Source organism: Streptomyces sp. NPDC006012 (assembly GCF_042871185.1).
In the GTDB taxonomy this organism is placed as follows: Bacteria; Actinomycetota; Actinomycetes; order Streptomycetales; family Streptomycetaceae; genus Streptomyces.
In genome coordinates, this window is sequence record NZ_JBIAIE010000017.1 from 1 (window position 1) to 17,388 (window position 17,388).

The following is a 17,388-nucleotide window of genomic DNA, read 5'->3' on the forward strand; positions in this document are numbered from 1 at the left end:
AAAAGGCTCCCACTTCCTCGCCTTCCTCGGCCTCGCAGCCGCCCTCACCTGCTACAAGAAGCTCGCGAAACTCACCACATGAGACATCCTCTAAGCTCGAATTCAAAGGGTTCCCCTCGGTTCTTTGGCCGGGGGTTTCCTATTTGTGCCGGCGTTTGAGCGTGCAGTATTCGCTGACGCCCGCACTGACGACGAATCCATGATTCGTACAGATCGGGGACTCATCGTCCTCTGGTCAATTGAGGAGTCAGCAAGTCGGTGGGGGCCGCAGCGGGCGGCGCTGAGTCGGCGTACGGTCCGGTGCCGCTTCGTGCGTTACACGTCAGGTCGTCTGCAGTGTCACCCATCTGGTGGTCGAGCCGGTAGGCGTATTCATCGGACGGGAAGTACCAGACGGTCACTTGCTCGCGAACCCTTTTCCGGTCCTCCCTCGGGCGGCCCGGTAACCGTCCGACGGGCCGAGGCGCCGTATCGACGCAGTGGACGAGGTCGGCTGGTCTCCGAGTTTCCGCCGCCGTCCAGTAGGTCACCGCACAGGCGAGGCCGAACAGGCCCTCGCAGAAGCGCTGGCACGGCTCGTGCGTGGATAGTCAACTGCTCGGCGCGGAAAGACAAGGACGTGCCGCGGGCCTGCGGGCACATTTCGTGGTGCGGTCACCATCGTGCGGGGTGGGCTTTCGGACGGCTCGGTGGCAGTGCCGCAACCAGCATCCCGGTGGCTTGAGCCGATACGCACGTAACGGAGGGGAAGCGTGAGATATCCAGGGAAGTTCTTCAGCATCATGGCGCTGTGTCTGGTCACGGTGCTCACCGGTGCCACAGGTGCATTCGCCGATCCAGGCCCCACACCACCACCACGTACCAACAGCACCAACGAGACGCTCTACATGGTCAAGGGATACGACCCGCCGGAACTCAACGACGACGGCCCCGGGGTCAGCTGCGCGTCCCGCTGGAACACCGCCGAACGGGCCATGAAGCGCTGGGGGTGGAGAAAGTTCGTCCAAGTGGGGTTCTACAACGGCGATACGCGCTGTGACCTCACCTTGGTCAGGAAGCACGGCGGCACCCGTGACGGCACCCGTGACGGCACCCGCGACCTCCCTCTCATGGAGTTGGGGCGTCGCCTGGCGTGGAAAATCCACAACAGGGATTCCCGGTACGGACGGAGCGTCGACCTCGTAGGCCACTCCATGGGCGGCCTCATCATCCGGGCGGCTCTGACGGGCACCGAGCGCCACATGCGAGGGTGGCCGCCCTACATCTATGTCGAAGACGCGGTCACCCTCGGCACCCCCCACCACGGTGCCTGGATCTCAGATCTCATCTGTTCAGCCGTTCCGGTCAACCGTCAGTGCGAAGACATGCGCTCCGAGTCCGCCTTCATGCGCTGGCTGCATGCCACTGCACTACCGAAATCCGCACAGGGCACTGACTGGACGCTCATCGGTTCGGAAGCCGACAGCGATGTGGGCATCGGTAGCACAACCCCGGTCGTCGACAAGGCACAGCATCTGGTGCGCTATGCCAGTTCGACCAACATCGGGCACAGCCAGTTGCGGACAATCGCCTACGGTTGGTGGCCCCTGCGGTACTCCCATGACAGCGGCAGAACATGGACGGGTACGCGCAGTGGAGCGGCACCACTCCGCGCCACGTTCAACTCGCTGTACTGGCAGTCCCGATGGTGACACACCAGCGATAGCAGCACGGTTCAGCGGTGTCCGGGCAATCCTCACTCCGGACACCGCCACAGCCGTCCAGGAGCATTACCACGAGTTCAGGATGGGCACTGTCCACAGGGACGGCGGTGGGACCGCAGCAAACTCTACGCAATCACAGCAGGTACGGGCCATGTGGATTCGATGATGTGCTCATGAGTGACATGGCGCGCCATGGCGCTGCGCGGTCAACAGACGGTCGGCGTACGCCCGGGGAGAGCTGAACGTCAGCCGGCGCCGGCAGCCGTCGACGGCCAGGCAGGTGCACCAGGGGCGAGCTGGGTTGTGGCCCTCGCGCTCAACAGCCCGGGCCGCCATGGCGGTGGGTACTCAGGAGGTCCGGAGTGGGGCAAGTCGCCATTCCCCGGAATGGCCGGGTGGAAGCGCCAGGTCACGGCGGACGGCCGCGTAGTACCTTTCACGTGCGGCACGTTGGCGCTTGAGCATGGTTGACCAGGCTTGCGGGCCATGCGTCTGGTCTCGCAGGAATCCTTCCATCTCCATCACCACGACGACCCACTCACGGGCTTTCTCTACCACGTCCGGGGTGCCAAGCATCAGCAGTGCCTCCCCGGCCGGGTCCCGGGCCTCAGTGGCATCGGCCAGGTGCGGCGCCGCTTCCTCGGGCGACAGGGGGTACGGGTGAGGGTCGTTGCCGAGGTGTGCCGCGATCCGGTATGCCAGGGTGACACTCTTCTTCAGCGACCTGGCGTAGTCGGCGTAGGCCGTCAGCCGCTTCTCGTCCCAACGGGCCGCCTGCTCGCGGCGGAAGCGGGCTTGGTCGCCTCGCGTGCTCGCCAGGTACGATCCGAGGGCACCGATGACCACGCCGATCAGGGCGGGTAGCTGTTGCATGAACACCGACATGGCCACACGGTATATCGCCGTGGGAGCCCTCATGTCGCTCGGATGCTGAACACTGGATCGGCTCGTGGAATCCGCCCAGGCTCGGCGGAGCTGGGGTGTGCCGTCGACGCACTCGCCGCGTCGCCCTCGTCCGCTCCGGAGCCCGCCTCGAACGCGGCCTGCCGGCCGAGGGCCGGGACCACGTGGCGTACGGCAGCACTCGGCGTGCCGGACGGACTCGGAACGCCCGCCACGCTGCCGAAGTCGACGGGTAGGGTCCGTGCCGACAGTCACGGTTCGGCGAAGGGCAGGAGCTGGGGTGGGCGCGTCATCGTGGCGGTACATCGAGCCCTATGGCGGAGATGTCGCGGCGGCTTTGGCCACCGTGCGGCAGCGCGAGTTCGAAAAGCTGTTCGACTACGGAACCTATGGGGACGGGATGCAGCCCGCAGGCAAGCCGTTCACCTCCGTCGGAGATCTCGATGGCCTCTGGGAAGACGAGACCTTCGGCAGCGAAGGAACACACACCGTCATCGACGTGTGGGACGTGATCGACGCCGAGGCGTACGACGATTCCCACACCGTGCGCCCACTGACAGACGAGGAATCCATCGAGTTCTTCGGAACCGTGGAGCCGGCCCGAGGAGATTTCGAACGAGCCCAGGAGCGCTACGCCGCACGGCACCCCGGCTCCGAGGGACTGTGGGACATACCGCGTTGGTCGGCATGGTGCAGGCCGTTGAAGGACGCCGATGGAGCGAACACCCTGATCGCCTTCTGGGGCAGGTCTGGCGACTGACGGCCAAGACTTGCTCGTCACAGAACGAACCGCAGACGGATAAGCCGGACAACGGTCGTTCGACGCCGCTGCCACGGTGGACGGCTGCCGCCCTCCGGTCCGGCCAAAGGGTGAACTCTGCCGCCCACGTCCGCCTGGCCCCGGACCGGCCGCGGCCCGCAGTGCCTAGGCTGGCACCGTTACGGAAGGACGGTGCCATGGATGCTGACTCCCGGACCAGGGCCGCGATCGAGGAGCACTGGCGGGCCTCGGAACGCGGGAACACCGAAGCCGAACATGCCATCTACGCCACGGACGCGATTTTGGACTACCCACAGTCAGGTGAGCGGTTCCGGGGCCGCGCGGCGATCTCGGCACAGCGCGGCGAGCACCCTGCCGAGCGGCACTTCGCCGTCCGGCGGATCACCGGCCGTGCGCATCTGTGGGTGAGCGAATGCATCATCACCTACGACGGTGCGCCTTCGTACTCGGTGAGCATCATGGAATTCGCTGACCAGCACGTGGTGCACGAGACGCAGTACTTCGCCGACCCCTTCCGCGCGCCGGCCCGGCGTGCCGCGCTCGCCGAGCCGATGCCGGGCCGGACCGTTGCGGGAGGGTGATTCTTGGCCTCGCTCGAGTCAGCCCAGATGACCCGAACGAGGTCGGGCAGGGCCCGCGCGGCATGTCGCTGTCCTCGGCGCGGCGCCGTTCGACTGCCTGGTCGGCTGCCGGACACCGCACCGCGTGTGGACTCAGGTGCGGTCGGCGGCCCAGGCCGGCAGGTACTCGATGCGGACCACGGCACAGGTGATCGAGACACCGCCCCCGTGCGCCACGATGAGGATGTGGTCGTCCGCGCTCACCTGGTTCGTCTCGACGAGATGGTTGAGGCCGACGATCTGATCGTTGACCGTCATGTGCCCCAACTGTCGTCCGAAATCCAGCAGTCCCTGCTCAGCGCGGAGGCCCATGGGGGCGAGGATGCCTTTGAGGTAGCTCTCCCGACCGGTGAAAATGTGGGCCACGCGAGTGATGTCGCCCATGTCGAGGTCGGCCTCGGCCACTGTGCGCAACGCGAGTTCCGTGCGCAGTTCCCCTTGGCGGCCCACGGCTTCCGAGATCGCCTCGTCCAGGGGCTGCGGGGCCGTCGCGGGCCGGTCCTCGGTGTCCGCGGGCCCGCCGTCGGTCACCGGAGGGAACTCTTCGTCGCGGTATCGCTCCTCGACCTCCGCGGTGGACCCGCTGTTGATCGACAGGATCCTGGCGAAACCCGGCTGCTTGGTGAGCAGGACCGCGCTTGCCCCGTCGGCGACGACACCGTTGTCCAGGGAGGCCCAGCGGTTGAAGTGAGGAGAGCCCACGTTGTCAGCGCCGGTGACGAGGACAGCCGTGCGTTCGGGGACGGCCTGGAGGTAGCAGGCGGCGAGTTCGATCGAGCCGATCAGCCCGTTGCATCCCTGTCCGACGAGGTAGGAGGGGATGTCCAGGTCCGTGAGGTGGCGCAGGATGTAGTGCTGCGACGACCAGGCTCCGGGCCCCTGTCTGTGCAGGCAGGCATGGAGGTGGAGGGCGAGATCGTGGGGGTGGGTGCCGGCGCGCTCGGTAGCCTGGCGCGCTGCGTACACCGCCATGTCCGGTGCCGACAGGTCGCCGGCGACGGCCGCACCGGTCCACCCCTGGAACTCGTAGTCCTCGGTGTCGTACAGGCCCAGTTCCACCGCTCTCCTGGCGTCGAAGACGTCGGGTATGTGGACGCCGAGTCCGGCGATGTACAGATCGGGGGTCTTCACTTCGAGGACGCTCCTTCGGCCGTGGCGTCGGTCGCCAGGGCGGTCTTCGTGTCGGCGATGGCCTCGGCGAGGGATCGGACGGAACTGTCCCGAAGGATCTTGACCATCGGCAGCTTGACCTTGAACTGGCCGTCGATGCTGTTCCTCAGCTGAACCGCCATCATCGAGTCCATGCCCATCTTGTTCAGCGGGCGGCTCGCGTTGAGACGCTCCGGCTTCAGCCCGAGGACGTCCGCCACCACCTTCTTCAGTGCCTCGACGACCCCCGTGTCCGCCCTCACGGCCTCGCGTTCGGGGACGGGGGGCCCGACCGGCCGGTCAGGCTGTTCCGGCCGGGGCGCACGAGGCTCCGTGCGGGCCGTGCCTGCCGGAGCAGGTAGCCGGGCAGGGGTGTCACCTGTGGTCAGGTCGCGCAGCAGCGGGACGCGCGCGGCTTCCGGGTGGCTGCGTGCCCATGACGGCCAGTCGGCGCGCACGACGACGGGGTGCGAGGTGCCTTCGGCAAGGATGTCACCCAGGACGGCGAGTCCTTCGTCGGGCGAGAAACTCGACATGCCGTGCGGAACGGGGCTCCGGCCGTCTTCCTCCTCCTTGCGGGCGATCATGCCGGCACTGTTCCAGTAGCCCCAGTTGACCGAAGTGGCCGGGGCGCCCTCGGCGAGACGGTGATGGGCAAGGGCGTCGAGAAACGCATTGCCGGCCGCATAGCCGCCGAGAAGGGGCGAGGACAGGACCGAGGATCCGGAGGAGAACAGGACGAACATGTCCAGGGGCATGCCGAGCGTGAGGCGGTGGAGGTTCCAGGCCCCGGAGACCTTGCTCCGGAGAAGGGACGCGAGTTGCGGTGCCGTCATGTCGCGCACCGGGACCGTTTCGTAGGTCCCAGCCGCATGGAAGACCCCACGCAGCGGTGCCTTGCCGTTGCGGCGCCGTTGCTCGACCAGAGCGCGTAGGGCCTGCTGATCGGCCACGTCGACGGCCGCGTACTGCACGTCGACGCCCCGTCGGGCCAGCTCGCGCAGCACGGCGAGCTGCGCGGCCCGCGGGTGGCCGGGAGCAGCGGTTGCCGGGTCGGGCAGCGGGGTGCGACCGGTCAGCAGGAGGGTGCGGGCGCCCTGGTCGACGAGCCAGGAGGCGAGCCGGGTGCCGATGCCCCCGGTGCCGCCGGTGATGAGATAGGTGCCGTCGGCGTGCACGGGCACGGTGGCCGTGGGCGTCCGGGGTGCCGGTGCGGCGGGAAGCACGTCGTCGGTGAAGGCGAGGACGGTCCCGCCGATGCGCGTCGGCCGGTCTGTCGGCCGCGGGAGTCGCCCGGCCTCCGCGGCGCTGAGCTCGTGCTGGGGCAGTACTGCCAGCGCCCCCGTGTCCACGAGGCCGGCCGTCGCCCGCAGCACGGCACCGGCTCGGCTCGGCCGATGCCGGATCATGTGGACGATGTCGATCGTGTGGAGGGTGAGATTGGGAACGAAGGGGTTCCGGTCCAGCGACGTGTCGCCGGTCGTGTCGGGCCCGGTGAGCTCCAGGTAGTGGCCGTACGGCGCCATCAGCGAGAGGCCGGCGCGGATGGCGTCGCCCGTGAGGGTGTTCACGATGGCGTGGAATCCGGCCTCGCCAGGAGTCTTGCGGAACACCGAGGAGAACGCCGGCGGACGGACGTCCGCGACGTGCCGGATTCCCTGTTCGGCCAGCCACTGCCGCTCGTCCACGCCGGCCGCGGTGGCGTGGACGTCGGCGCCCAGCCATCGGGCCACGTGGACGGCGGCCAGGCCGGTTTCGCGGGTCGCCTCGTGGACGAGTACGCGGTCGCCCTTCTCGATGCGGGCGAGGTCGTGAAGGACGTGGTAGGCGGTGAGGTAGGCCGCGGGCAGTATCGCGGCCTCGGCGAACGTGGTGCCGACGGGTTTCGGTGCCGTCAGGACCGCCTTGGTGACGACGTGCGTGGCCGTCGCGCTCTCGGCGAGGGCGATGACCTGGTCGCCGATGGCGACGTCGTGCACGCCGTGCCCGACGGCGATCACGGTTCCCGAGCACCCGATGCCCAGCGGCCGGTCGTCCTGGGCGGGACGGGAAGCGGCAGCGCCGTGAGCGTTCGGACGGTCGAGTCCGGCGTGCGAGACGCGGATGGTCACCTCGTCCGCGGCGGGCTCGGCAAGAGTCACCGGTTCCAGTCTCGGGCCGTCCGCGGTGCCCTGCCCCAAAGAGCACAGGCGCACGGCGGACTTGGGCCCTTCACCTGCGGAGGTCTTCCGGCGGGGCGCCAGGCGGGCGACGCGGCGTACGCCGTCGCGCAGCGCGAGCTGGTCCTCGCCATCGGGTACGAGCAGGTGCGCGACCAGGGCGTCGATGCTCTTGGGGTTGCGGTCCAGGTCCACGAGTCGGGTATGCAGCGCGGGCTGCTCGGCGGCAAGGGTGCGTCCCAGTCCCCACAGCAGCGCCTGGAAGGACGCGACGGGGCGGTCGTCGGCTGCGACGCGCTGCGCGTTCCGGCTGACGAGCCACAGTGCCGGGCTGCCGGGAAGCTCCCGCGCGTCCAGGGCGTGCGCGAGGTGGACGACACTGCCGCAGGACAGGAGTTGGGCTCGTTCGATCTCCTTTCCGGTGGCGTGGAGTCCTGCCTCGGCATCCAGGGACCACAGGTGGACGATGCCGCGGAGCCTGCCCCGGCCCGCCACGTCGTCCAGCACGGCGGCGTAGTGCGCGGGGTCGGCGGGATCGATACGGAACCGGTCGACGGCTGACTGGTAGCTCGCGGCAGCGGTGACGACGACGGTGTCCTGGCCCTCGGCGGCGAGCGCTCCGACCACGGCTCTGCCGCGCGGCCCGCTGTCGGTGAAGACCAGCCATGTCCCGTGCCCGGACGGTGTGCCCGGGGCGTCCGCGTGCGGCGATGCCTTCCACTGGACGTCGTACAGCCAGCCGTCCCGGTGGTCTGCGGGCTCCGGTGCGGGGGCGGGGGTCACGGGGACCTCCTCTGGGGCAGGGGTCACGGGGGCTTTCTCCAGGGAGGGGGGCACGGGGGCCTTCTCGGGGGCGGGGGCCTGGCCGGCCAGGTATTGCAGTCGCGCGCCGCGCATCTCGGCCAGGAGCCGTCCGGAGGCGTCGCGTATGTGGATGTCGGCGGCGAAGGAGTCCGTCCGCTCGGCCGGCACCAGGCGGGCGTGGCTGAACACCTCGGTGCCGGGCCGGTGGTACGAGCGGTACTCGTCGATGCCGCCGAAGACGAAGACACCTTCCTCGCCTGCCACGGTGCGGGGGCGGGCCGCTGCCATCACGTGGCAGCTCGCGTCCAGGAGAGCGGGATGGAAGTGGTGGTCTGCGAGAGTGAGATGCGCGTCCTTGGGGCATGCGACGCGGGCCAGCGCCTCGCCGTCGCGGCGCCACAGTTCCGCCATGCTTCGGAAGTCACCGTTCCACTGGTTGCCGCGTGCGGCGTGGTAGGGGTAGAAGTCGCCGGCGCTCTGGTGTTCGGGGAGGGTGTTCCGGACGGCGTTCAGGTCGGCCGGGGCTCCGTGTTCGGGTTCGGGGAGGATGTGTCCCCTCGCTTCGGCATGGAGGACCCACAGGGCGTCGTCGTCGGACCTGCTGTGCACCTGGAACGCCGCCTGCCTCCCGGCAAGCACGGCGCTCACTCGCAGGAGGGGAGCCGGCCCGTTCTCGTCGGGGTAGAGGGCCTGTCGGTAGCGGACGTCGGCCAGGGCCACCGGCCCGTCGCCCAGGACCTGACGGGTGGCTTCCGTCAGCAACTCCAGGTAGACGGTGCCGGGCACGACGACGGTGTCCTGGACGCGGTGATCGGCCAGATAGGCATGGCGGCGGAGGTCGAGGGGGGCCTCCCACACGTGTGTGTCGCCGGTGGTGGTCCTCCTTGTTCCCAGCAGCGGGTGTACGGGCGCGGTGACGTGCTCGGACACCGGTGCCGCCGGCTCCGCGGGGGGCGTATCCGTGGAGGCGGGATCGGGCAGCCAGTGCCGGGTGTGCTGCCAGGGGTAGCCGGGCAGCGGGAGGTAGCGGCCGCCGTCGACGAGGGCGGCGAAGTCCAGCGGCACCCCGGCGGTGTGCAGAGTCCCTGCCGTGGTCAGCAGGGCGGAGCGTTCGTCTTCGTCGCGGCGGAGCGAACCCACCGCGGCGGTGTCGTCCCGGCCGGCCGCGCGGGCGGTCTCCTTGATGCTGTTGACCAGCACGGGGTGCGGGCTCATCTCGATGAAGACCGTGTCGCCGGTGTCGAGCTGGTGCCGCACCGCGCCGACGAAGTCGACGGCTTCACGGATGTTCCGGGCCCAGTAGCGGGCGTTCATACCGGAGCCGTCGATGACCTCGCCGAGCAGCGTGGAGTGGATCGGAACAGTTGCCCGGCGGGGGGTCAGGTCCTTCAGTGCCGCCAGGAGGTCGTCGCGCAGCTCGTCCATGTACGGGGAGTGGGAGGCGAGGTCGGCCTTGACGGGCCGGTTGGGTATGCCCCGCTCGTCGAGTGCCGCGCGGACCTCTGCCAGAGCGTTCACCTCGCCGGAGAGCAGGGTGGACGTCGGGCTGTTGGCGGCCGCGACGGCGACGGTGTCCTCATGGCCGACGAGGGCCTTGGCCGCATCGGCGGCGGGCAGCGCGACGAGGGCCATGGCGCCGCGTCCGGCCAGGCGCTTCGCGGTCCGGCTGCGGCGGCAGATGACGGCCGCGGCGTCCCTGAGGCTGAGCGCTCCGGCGATGTACGCCGCCGCCGTTTCGCCCATGCTGTGGCCGATGACGACGTCGGGTTCGACGTTCCAGGAGCGCCATACCTCCGCCAGCGCGATTTCCACCGCCCACAGCGTGGGCTGGATCACGTCGAGTTCGGCGAAGCGTTCCTCGGGGCCGTTGCGCAGCACTTCGATGACCGACCAGCCGGTCTCGGCCCGGACGGCCGCGTCGCACGCTTTCATCACCCGGGCGAAGACTGGTTCGCCGTCGAGCAGTTCGCGGCCCATGCCGACCCATTGGGAGCCCTGGCCGGGGAAGACGAAGGCGACCCGGGGACGCCGTGCGGGGTCGGTGTACTCCGAGAAGGACAGCGTGGGTTCGGGGTCGTCCTGGGCGAACGCGGTCAGGGCGAGCGCGGCTTGTTCGCGGGAGACGACCGGCAGTGCCAGCCGGGCCTCCAGGTGGGAACGGTGCAGCGCCGCGCTGTGGCAGATGTCGCGCAGACGGTGCGAGCCGTTCCTCAGGAACCGTGCGAAGGACGTCGCGAGCTCGGTGAGTGCCTCGGGGGTCGCGGCGGAGAGGGTGAGCAGTTCCGCGCGGTCCGGTGTCCTGCCCTGTACGGGCAGCCGCTCGGGTACGTGTTCTTCGAGCACGACATGGGCGTTGGTGCCGGACAGCCCGAAACTGCTGACTCCCGCCACGGCCGGCCGGCCTCGGTCGGACAGCGGCGTGTTCCGGGTCGCGACCGTGAGCGGAAGGGTCTCCCAGGGCACGGCCGGGTTGGGGTCCTTCAGGTGCAGGCTTGCGGGAACCATGCGGTGTTCCAGGCAGAGCACCGCCTTGATGAAGCCGGCCATGCCGGCGGCCGCCTCGGCGTGCCCGATGTTCGTCTTCACCGAGCCCACGAGGGCGGGGCGACCGGCGGGCCGGTCGCTGCCGAGGACGTCGGCGAGTGCCTCAAGTTCGACGGGGTCGCCGACGACGGTCCCCGAGCCGTGCGTCTCCACGTAGTCCACGTCCGCCGGGTCCACTCCCGCGTCCGCGTAGGCGCGGGCGATCACGTCGCGCTGGCCGCCGACGCCTGGTGTGACCAGGTATCCGCTGGAGCGTCCGTCGTTGCCCACGGCGGAGCCGCGCAGCACGGCCCGGATCCGGTTCCCGTCGGCCAGCGCCTGTGAGAGGGGTTTGAGGATCACGCTGCCGATGCCCTCGGCGCGGACGAAGCCGTCCCCGGAGGCGTCAGCGAACTTGCAGCGGCCGTCCTCGGCGAGCAGGCCCGCGTTGGAGTACGCGAGCCCTTCTTCGGGCCGGAGGACGAGATTGACCGCGCCGGCGATGGCCATCCGGCATTCGCCCAGGCGGAGTGCCTGTACGGCGGTGTGCACCGCCACCAGTGAGGAGGAGCAGGCCGTGTCGACGGTGCAGCACGGGCCGCGCAGGTCGAAGGCGTAGGACAGCCGGCCCGAGGTCGTCGCGCGCAGCGCGGCTCCCGTCATGGCGTACAGGTCGAATCGGTCGGGTGCGGTGTACTGCGTGTGCCAGTAGTCGGCGCCTGTCTGCCCAATGTAGACACCGGTGTCGGAGCCGGCGAGGGCGGCCAGCGGGACGCCCGCGTCCTCCAGTGCCTCGTACGCGACTTCCAGGAGCAGGCGCTGCTGGGGGTCCATCTTCTCGGCCTCACGTGGAGTGATGCCGAAGAAGCCGGCGTCGAAGTCCGCCACCTGCTGGACGAATCCGCCCCACCGGCTGACGGTACGGCCGGGGGTGCGGGGGGTGGGGTCGTAGAGCGGGCCGACGTCGTAGCGGTCGGAGGGTGTCTCGGTGATCGCGTCGGTTCCGCTGCGCAGGAGCGTCCACAGTTCGTCGACGGTGTCGGCACCGGCGAAACGGCCGGCCATGCCGATGACGGCGATGGGTTCGGCCGGCTTCGTCGCGGGTGTGCGGCTGGGCTGGTCGTGCACGGGCACGGTGGGTTCCTCTGGGTGGGTGGGTGGCTTCGGGTCAGCCACGGGGAGTGCTGTTCGCCGGATCGTTCGCGCGCAGGGGCGCCCGGTCACGGGGGCGTTGCGTCCGCGCGGCGCCCTCCGGCCGGAGGGCGCGGAGGGCCGGGCCTCGGGGGCGGGGAACTCCCCGCCGCCCACCGGTCACTCCGCGGCGGCCCGCAGGGGTGGCGTGCACATGCATGGCCGGACCTCATCGCGTACGGCCCGCTGCGGTGAGCCGACGGTTCGCCTGCTCCTGGACGGCGTCCAGGTCGCGTTCGGTCTCGGCGTCGGGGGTCGCGTCGGGCAGGTCGTCCTCCAGCCGCCGCAGCGGCCGGTGCAGGAGGCCGAGGGCGCCCCAGGCGACGATGCAGAGGCCGCACACGATCATCAGGAGTGCCATGCCGCGTCCGGGGCCGCTGCCGATCACGGCGGCGAGTGCGGGATGCCCGTGCAGGACGGGAGCGAACACGCCGTCGGCGAGGGGGCCCGCGGCCAGGAATCCCACGGGCTGGGTGGCGAGCGCGAGCATGACGTTGGTCGCCAGGACCCGGCCTTGCAGTTCCTGCCCCACCTTGACCTGGATGAGGGACAGCCAGTGGGCGTTCATCACGGCCATTGCGCCCATCCGCAGGGCCAGTCCGGCCGCGACCACGGGCAGGGAGGCGTGCAGGCCCATCAGGACCGTGCCGGCGCCCACGCCGAGGGTGGCGGCGATCATGCCGGTGGCACGGCGCCGGGTCCCGCCCCACGGCACCATCAGCAGTCCCCCGGCCACTCCGCCGAGTCCGCCGACGGTCGTCACCAGGCCGAGCTGGGTGGTTCCGGCGAAGGACAGCACGAGCGGCTGCACCGCGACGAACACCACGGAGGCGAACAGGTTCAGCACCGCGGCGAAGCCGGTCAGCAGGAGCAGCGGTCTGCGCTGTGCGATGAAGCGCCAGCCGCCGGTGAGCGCTTGGACGAAGGGCTCGCGCTGCCGGCGGAACAGGCGGTCGGGGAAGCGGACGGCCAGCAGGGAGGCGATGCCCGCAGCGAAGGCGCACACGCCCAGGCCGACGACGCCGGACACGCCCACGAAGGCCACGAGCGCACCTCCGAGGAGCGGGCCGACGACGGTGGCGAAGCCGAGTCCGAGCCCCACGAGCGCGTTGGCCTGCGGCAGCCAGGGCTTGGGCACCAGCTGGGCGGTGGCGGCCAGGTAGGCGGGCCGGTGGAAAGCGGTCGCGAGCGATGTGATCGTCACGATGAGGCAGACCGCCGCCAGTGACATCCGGCCGGCGGCCAGGAGCGTCGCCAGTGCCGCCATGGCGAGCGCGCTGGTGCTGTCCGCCGCGAGCATGACGCGGCGGCGGTCCACCCGGTCGGCGACGGTTCCGCCGAGGGGGGTGACCAGTACCGCGGGGAGCGTGCTGAGCATGGTGACGAGGGCCAGGTCCAGTACGCGGCCGCTGCGCTGGTAGGCCCACACACCGAGGGCGAACATGCTGAGGCTGCTGCCCAGCATGGACAGGAACTGCCCGGAGGCGACGGTGTAGAACGCCCGGAGGCCCGCGGCCCGTACCGGGATGGTGGCGACCGGCTCGGGCAGTCGTCCCGCGGTCCAGTCCGTGATCCGTTGGCTGAGCAGTGTGGCGAGGGCGGTCGCCTGATGTCGCAGGAAGTAGTGACCCGCCTTGGGGATGGTGGCGAGTTCGACCCGGTCGGCGAAGATTCCCCATTCGCGGTACCGCTCCTGGTACAGCTCGGTGGAGTGGTCGGCCTCGCCCACCACGCACAGGATCGGTGCCGAGAGGCCGGCGCGCGGCGCGGCCAGTTCCCGGGCGTACCAGGCCCGGGCCCGGGTCGAGTCGTGGCGCATGGCGCGCAGCGCGGTCTCGGTGACGGTGTCGTCCATATCGTCGAGGATTCCGCCGGTCGTACGCAGGATGTCGCGGTAGTGGCGGTTGGAGGCCCACCGTTCCAGCGGCAGGACTCGGTTGGCCCAGGCGGCCGTCCGTCCCGGCAGTCGCGCGGAGGGAAAGTTACCCGCGACGACCACACCGAGCACGCCGCGTCCACCGGCCTCCAGCCGGCGGGCCAGGGCAACGGCTGCGGCCGATCCCACGGAGTGCCCGTAGACGAGGACCGGCCCGTCCACCGTCGCCTCGATCTCCAGGGCGAGGCGTTCGGTCAGTTCGTCGAGGGCCAGGAACCGCTCCGCGGGGCGCGCCGGGTCGTGCCCGGGCAACTCGACTGCGAGAACGGCGAGTTCGTCGGGAAGTGCCGCGGCTAGCGGCTGGTAGACGGCCGCGGACCCGCCGCCGTAGGGGACGCAGACCAGGGTCGCCGTGGCCTTCTCCGACCCGCTCAGGCGGTGGAGCAGACGGCCCTGGGCGGTGCCGGACGCGTCGAGGTGTGCGGCCAGTGCACGGATGGTGGGACGGGTGAACAGGTCGATCACCCGCAGGCCGGGGTCGCAGGCACGTACGGCACGGACCGCGGTGAACGAGTCCCCTCCGAGCGCGAAGAAGTCGTCGTCGATCCCGATGCCGGGCAGTCCGAGGAGTTGCGCCCACACCCGGGCCAGGCGGTGTTCGGTGGGAGTGCGCGGCGGAGCGGACTCCTCGCCGGCCCCTGCTGCGGGGCGTGGCAGGGCGGCTCGGTCGACCTTGCCGTTCGGTGTCAGGGGGAACCGGTCCAGCACGGTGAGGGTGGCGGGCACCATGTACTCGGGCAGCCGCTCCCGCAGCCCGGCCCGGACGTCCGCGGCGTCGAGCCTGCTTGCGGGCTCCGGCACGAGCCAGGCCGCGAGCCCCTGTCGCCGCCCCTCGCCGACGGGCAGAACGACCGCCTCGGCGACGTCCGGCAGTCGCCGCAGCGCTTCGGCGACATCGCCCGGCTCCACCCGGTAGCCGCGCACCTTGACCTGGTCGTCGACCCGTCCGCGGAACTCCACCCAGCCGTCCGGGCGCATCCGCAGTACGTCGCCCGAGCGGTAGAGGCGCTGCCCGTCCACGGTGACGAACCGCTGTGCGGTCAGTTCGGGCGCACCGATGTACCCGCGTGCGACTCCGGGTCCGCCCACGAGGAACTCTCCCGGTACGCCCGCGGGCAGCGGTCGGCCCTCGCGGTCGGCGAGGAAGCCGGTGGTATTTGCCACCGGGCGGCCGAGCGGGACGATGCCGTGGCGCAGTTCCTCGGGTACGTCGTCGACGTCGCACACCATGCGGACCATGGTGGATTCGGTGTGCCCGTAATGGTTCTGTACCCGCAGGCCGGGAAGGGCTGCGCGGGCACGTTCGACGATGGACCAGGGCAGGGCCTCGCCGGCGAACATCAGCAGCTTGCGTGGCAGGACGGCGCCCACGTCGCCGTGGGCGGCGAGGAGTTCGAAGTGGCTCGGGACGAACTTGATGACGTCCATGGGGTGCTCGGCCAGGTAGCCGGCCAGCGCGACGGGGTCCATGGCCGTCTCGCGCGCCACGAAGTGCACGGTGCCGCCGGTGGTGAGGGCCGCGTGGAAGCAGGTGTGCGCGAAGTCCGCGGCGATCGTCGACATCACGGCGAACACGCCGCCGTGGACGTCGTCGCCCAGGCGTTCGAGGACGCCGTCCAGATAGTCGGTCACGGAGGCGTGCTCGACGGCGACGCCCTTGGGTGTGCCGGTGGATCCGGAGGTGAAGATGACGTGCAGCAGGTGGTCGGGCCGCACCGGCACGTCGGGCCGGTGTTCCGGCTGGGCCCGCAGCGTGGCGGGGTCGTCCAGGAGGACGAGGCGTCTGCCGCCTCCTTCGACGACTGCGGCGAACTCTCGGACGGTGACGACCGTCCGCACACCGGCGGTTTCCAGGATTGCGGCGATCCGGCCGGCGGGATGCATGGCGTCCAGCGGCAGATAGCCCGCGCCTGCCTTGAGGACGCCGTGCAGGGCGGCAGGCAGGGCGACGGAGTGCTCCAGCAGCACACCGACGGGCTCGTCGCGGGAGACTCCGGCGGCGACCAGCGCATGGGCGATGCGGTTGGCCATGCGGTCGAGTTCTCCGTAGGTGAGCCGGCCGTCGGGCGCCACGACGGCGAGCGCGTCGGGGGTGCGGTCCGCCCACCGCTCGACGAACGGGTGCAGGGTGCGGGGAACGGCCTCGTGCGCGGGGCCGCGCAGTACCGACTCGGCGGCCGGCGCCAACGTCGCGGTGTGCACGGGGCTGTCCGGGTCGGCCAGCATCTGCGCCAGCAGGTTCTGGTACCAGGAGGCGATGGCCCGCACCGTCTCCTCGTCGAAGAGGTCGCTGCGGTAGTTGAGACTGCCGGTGTAGCCGGTCGGTCCTTCCGCGACGGTGAGGTGGAGATCGGACTTGGCCGACGCCACCGGTCTGCTCACCATCTCCGCCTGGAGTCCCGGGAAGGGCGGCGGGGCGTCGTCCAGGACGAGGTAGTTGAACAGCGTCTGGACGATGGGGGCGATGGTGGCGCTGCGGTCGGGCCGTACCCGGGACACGACCTGTTCGAAGGGCACGTCGGCGTGGGCGAAGGCGTCCAGCGCCACTTCGCGGGCCCGCTGTACCGCCTGTGTCCACGTCGGATCGCCAAAGAGGTCGGTCCGCATGACGACGGTGTTGACGAAGCAGCCCACCATGCCGTCCGTGCCGGGATGGTGGCGGCCCGACTCCACCACGCCCACCGGCACGTCGGTGGTGGCGCACATGCGCGACAGCAGGGCCTGCCAGGTGGCGAGGAACACCATGAACGGGGTGCAGCCGGTCCGCGCCGCCACGGCCCGGACCCGCTCGGTGTGCTCGGCGGCGATCTCCAGGGTGACCTCGCTGCCTTCGGGGCCCGCGACCGCGGGCCGGGGCCGGTCGACGGGCAGATCCAGCTGGGGCGCAAGTCCTGAAAGCTTCTCCTCCCACCAGTCCACGTCGTCGGGCCGCTCGGGGCGGGAGACCAGCCATGCGGCGTAGTCGGTGTGCTGCGCCGGTGGTGGCGGAGCCTCGCCGAGTCCGAGTCTGGCCGTGTACAGGACCGGCAGTTCCGCGTGGATGATTCCCATGGACGTGCCGTCGATGGCGATGTGATGGAACGTCAGGGACAGTACGGAAGTGTCACCGCTGTGGAACAGCGCGGCCCGCATGGGCGGGCGCCGCGCCAGGTCGAAGGGGCGGTCGGACTCCGCCGCCAGTGCTTCCTCCAGGTGCTCTGCCGCGACTTCCCGCACGAGTACCGGAACGTCCGCGGCGCTGCCGACGACGGTGACGGGTTCTCCTCCGTGCTCTCCGACGCGGCTGCGGAGTACTTCGTGGCGCTCCGCCAGGTCCCGGACGGCACCGAGCAGAGCCGGCTCGTCCAGGGAACCGCGCAGGCGCAGGACGACCCGGGAGTGGAAGGCGGACCCGCTGGTGCCGAGCTGCTCCAGGAACCACAGTCTGGTCTGTGCGGAGGTGAGCGGGATCGGTGCGGACGGATCGGGGCGGCGTGGCAGGGTGCCGGCGGTCTTGACGAGTGCGGCAGCGAGGCGCCGTTCCAGCAGCTCACGGGAGCGATCCCGTGCGTCGGTCGTGGTCAGGCGCGCGTCTTCTCCGAGAGCCCCGGCTCCCATGGCGTTCATCCTTTGGCAAACG

7 protein-coding genes are annotated in these 17,388 nt (G+C 70.5%); 3 read left to right on the forward strand and 4 right to left on the reverse strand.

Translation table 11 applies throughout. From position 1 onward, the window contains the following. Positions 1 to 782: 782 nt before the first annotated feature. Positions 783 to 1,691: an esterase/lipase family protein gene (locus ACFYPJ_RS25675; RefSeq protein ID WP_389021584.1), complete on the forward strand. Its 909-nt coding sequence runs from the start codon at positions 783 to 785 to the stop codon at positions 1,689 to 1,691. 360 nt (positions 1,692 to 2,051) lie between these two features. Here the strand turns inward: ACFYPJ_RS25675 and ACFYPJ_RS25680 are convergent, their stop codons facing one another. Next, positions 2,052 to 2,588, reverse strand: coding sequence for a hypothetical protein (locus ACFYPJ_RS25680; protein ID WP_389021586.1), 537 nt, complete (start codon positions 2,586 to 2,588; stop codon positions 2,052 to 2,054). 298 nt (positions 2,589 to 2,886) lie between these two features. On the opposite strand from ACFYPJ_RS25680, the gene ACFYPJ_RS25685 reads away from it, so the two are divergent. Both ACFYPJ_RS25685 and ACFYPJ_RS25690 read left to right on the forward strand, forming a co-directional pair. After that, the gene (locus ACFYPJ_RS25685; protein WP_389021589.1) at positions 2,887 to 3,366 is read left to right on the forward strand and encodes a hypothetical protein; all 480 of its coding nucleotides are present in this window, start codon (positions 2,887 to 2,889) and stop codon (positions 3,364 to 3,366) included. Between the two features lie 197 nt (positions 3,367 to 3,563). Continuing rightward, positions 3,564 to 3,968 carry a nuclear transport factor 2 family protein gene (locus tag ACFYPJ_RS25690; protein WP_389021591.1) on the forward strand — a complete coding sequence of 135 codons (405 nt, stop codon included), beginning with the start codon at positions 3,564 to 3,566 and terminating at the stop codon, positions 3,966 to 3,968. A 132-nt stretch (positions 3,969 to 4,100) separates the two neighbouring features. On the opposite strand, the gene ACFYPJ_RS25695 is transcribed toward ACFYPJ_RS25690, so the two are convergent. From ACFYPJ_RS25695 to ACFYPJ_RS25705, 3 genes are all read right to left on the reverse strand, one after another. Next, complete coding sequence (locus ACFYPJ_RS25695; RefSeq protein ID WP_389021593.1) at positions 4,101 to 5,138, reverse strand: ketoacyl-ACP synthase III family protein; 1,038 nt, start codon at positions 5,136 to 5,138, stop codon at positions 4,101 to 4,103. Continuing rightward, positions 5,135 to 11,776, reverse strand: coding sequence for an SDR family NAD(P)-dependent oxidoreductase (locus ACFYPJ_RS25700; RefSeq protein ID WP_389021595.1), 6,642 nt, complete (start codon positions 11,774 to 11,776; stop codon positions 5,135 to 5,137). Before ACFYPJ_RS25700 ends, ACFYPJ_RS25695 begins: the two co-directional genes overlap by 4 nt. 226 nt (positions 11,777 to 12,002) lie before the next feature. Next, positions 12,003 to 17,366, reverse strand: coding sequence for an amino acid adenylation domain-containing protein (locus ACFYPJ_RS25705; RefSeq protein ID WP_389021598.1), 5,364 nt, complete (start codon positions 17,364 to 17,366; stop codon positions 12,003 to 12,005). Between the last annotated feature and the right edge of the window lie 22 nt (positions 17,367 to 17,388).

Excerpts from the sequence above, each read along its gene's own strand:
- ACFYPJ_RS25675 (WP_389021584.1), top strand. The coding sequence starts at position 783 with ATGGCGCTGTGTCTGGTCACGGTGCTCACCGGTGCCACAGGTGCATTC.
- ACFYPJ_RS25680 (WP_389021586.1), bottom strand. The coding sequence starts at position 2,588 with ATGTCGGTGTTCATGCAACAGCTACCCGCCCTGATCGGCGTGGTCATC.
- ACFYPJ_RS25690 (WP_389021591.1), top strand. The coding sequence starts at position 3,564 with ATGGATGCTGACTCCCGGACCAGGGCCGCGATCGAGGAGCACTGGCGG.
- ACFYPJ_RS25705 (WP_389021598.1), bottom strand. The coding sequence starts at position 17,366 with ATGGGAGCCGGGGCTCTCGGAGAAGACGCGCGCCTGACCACGACCGAC.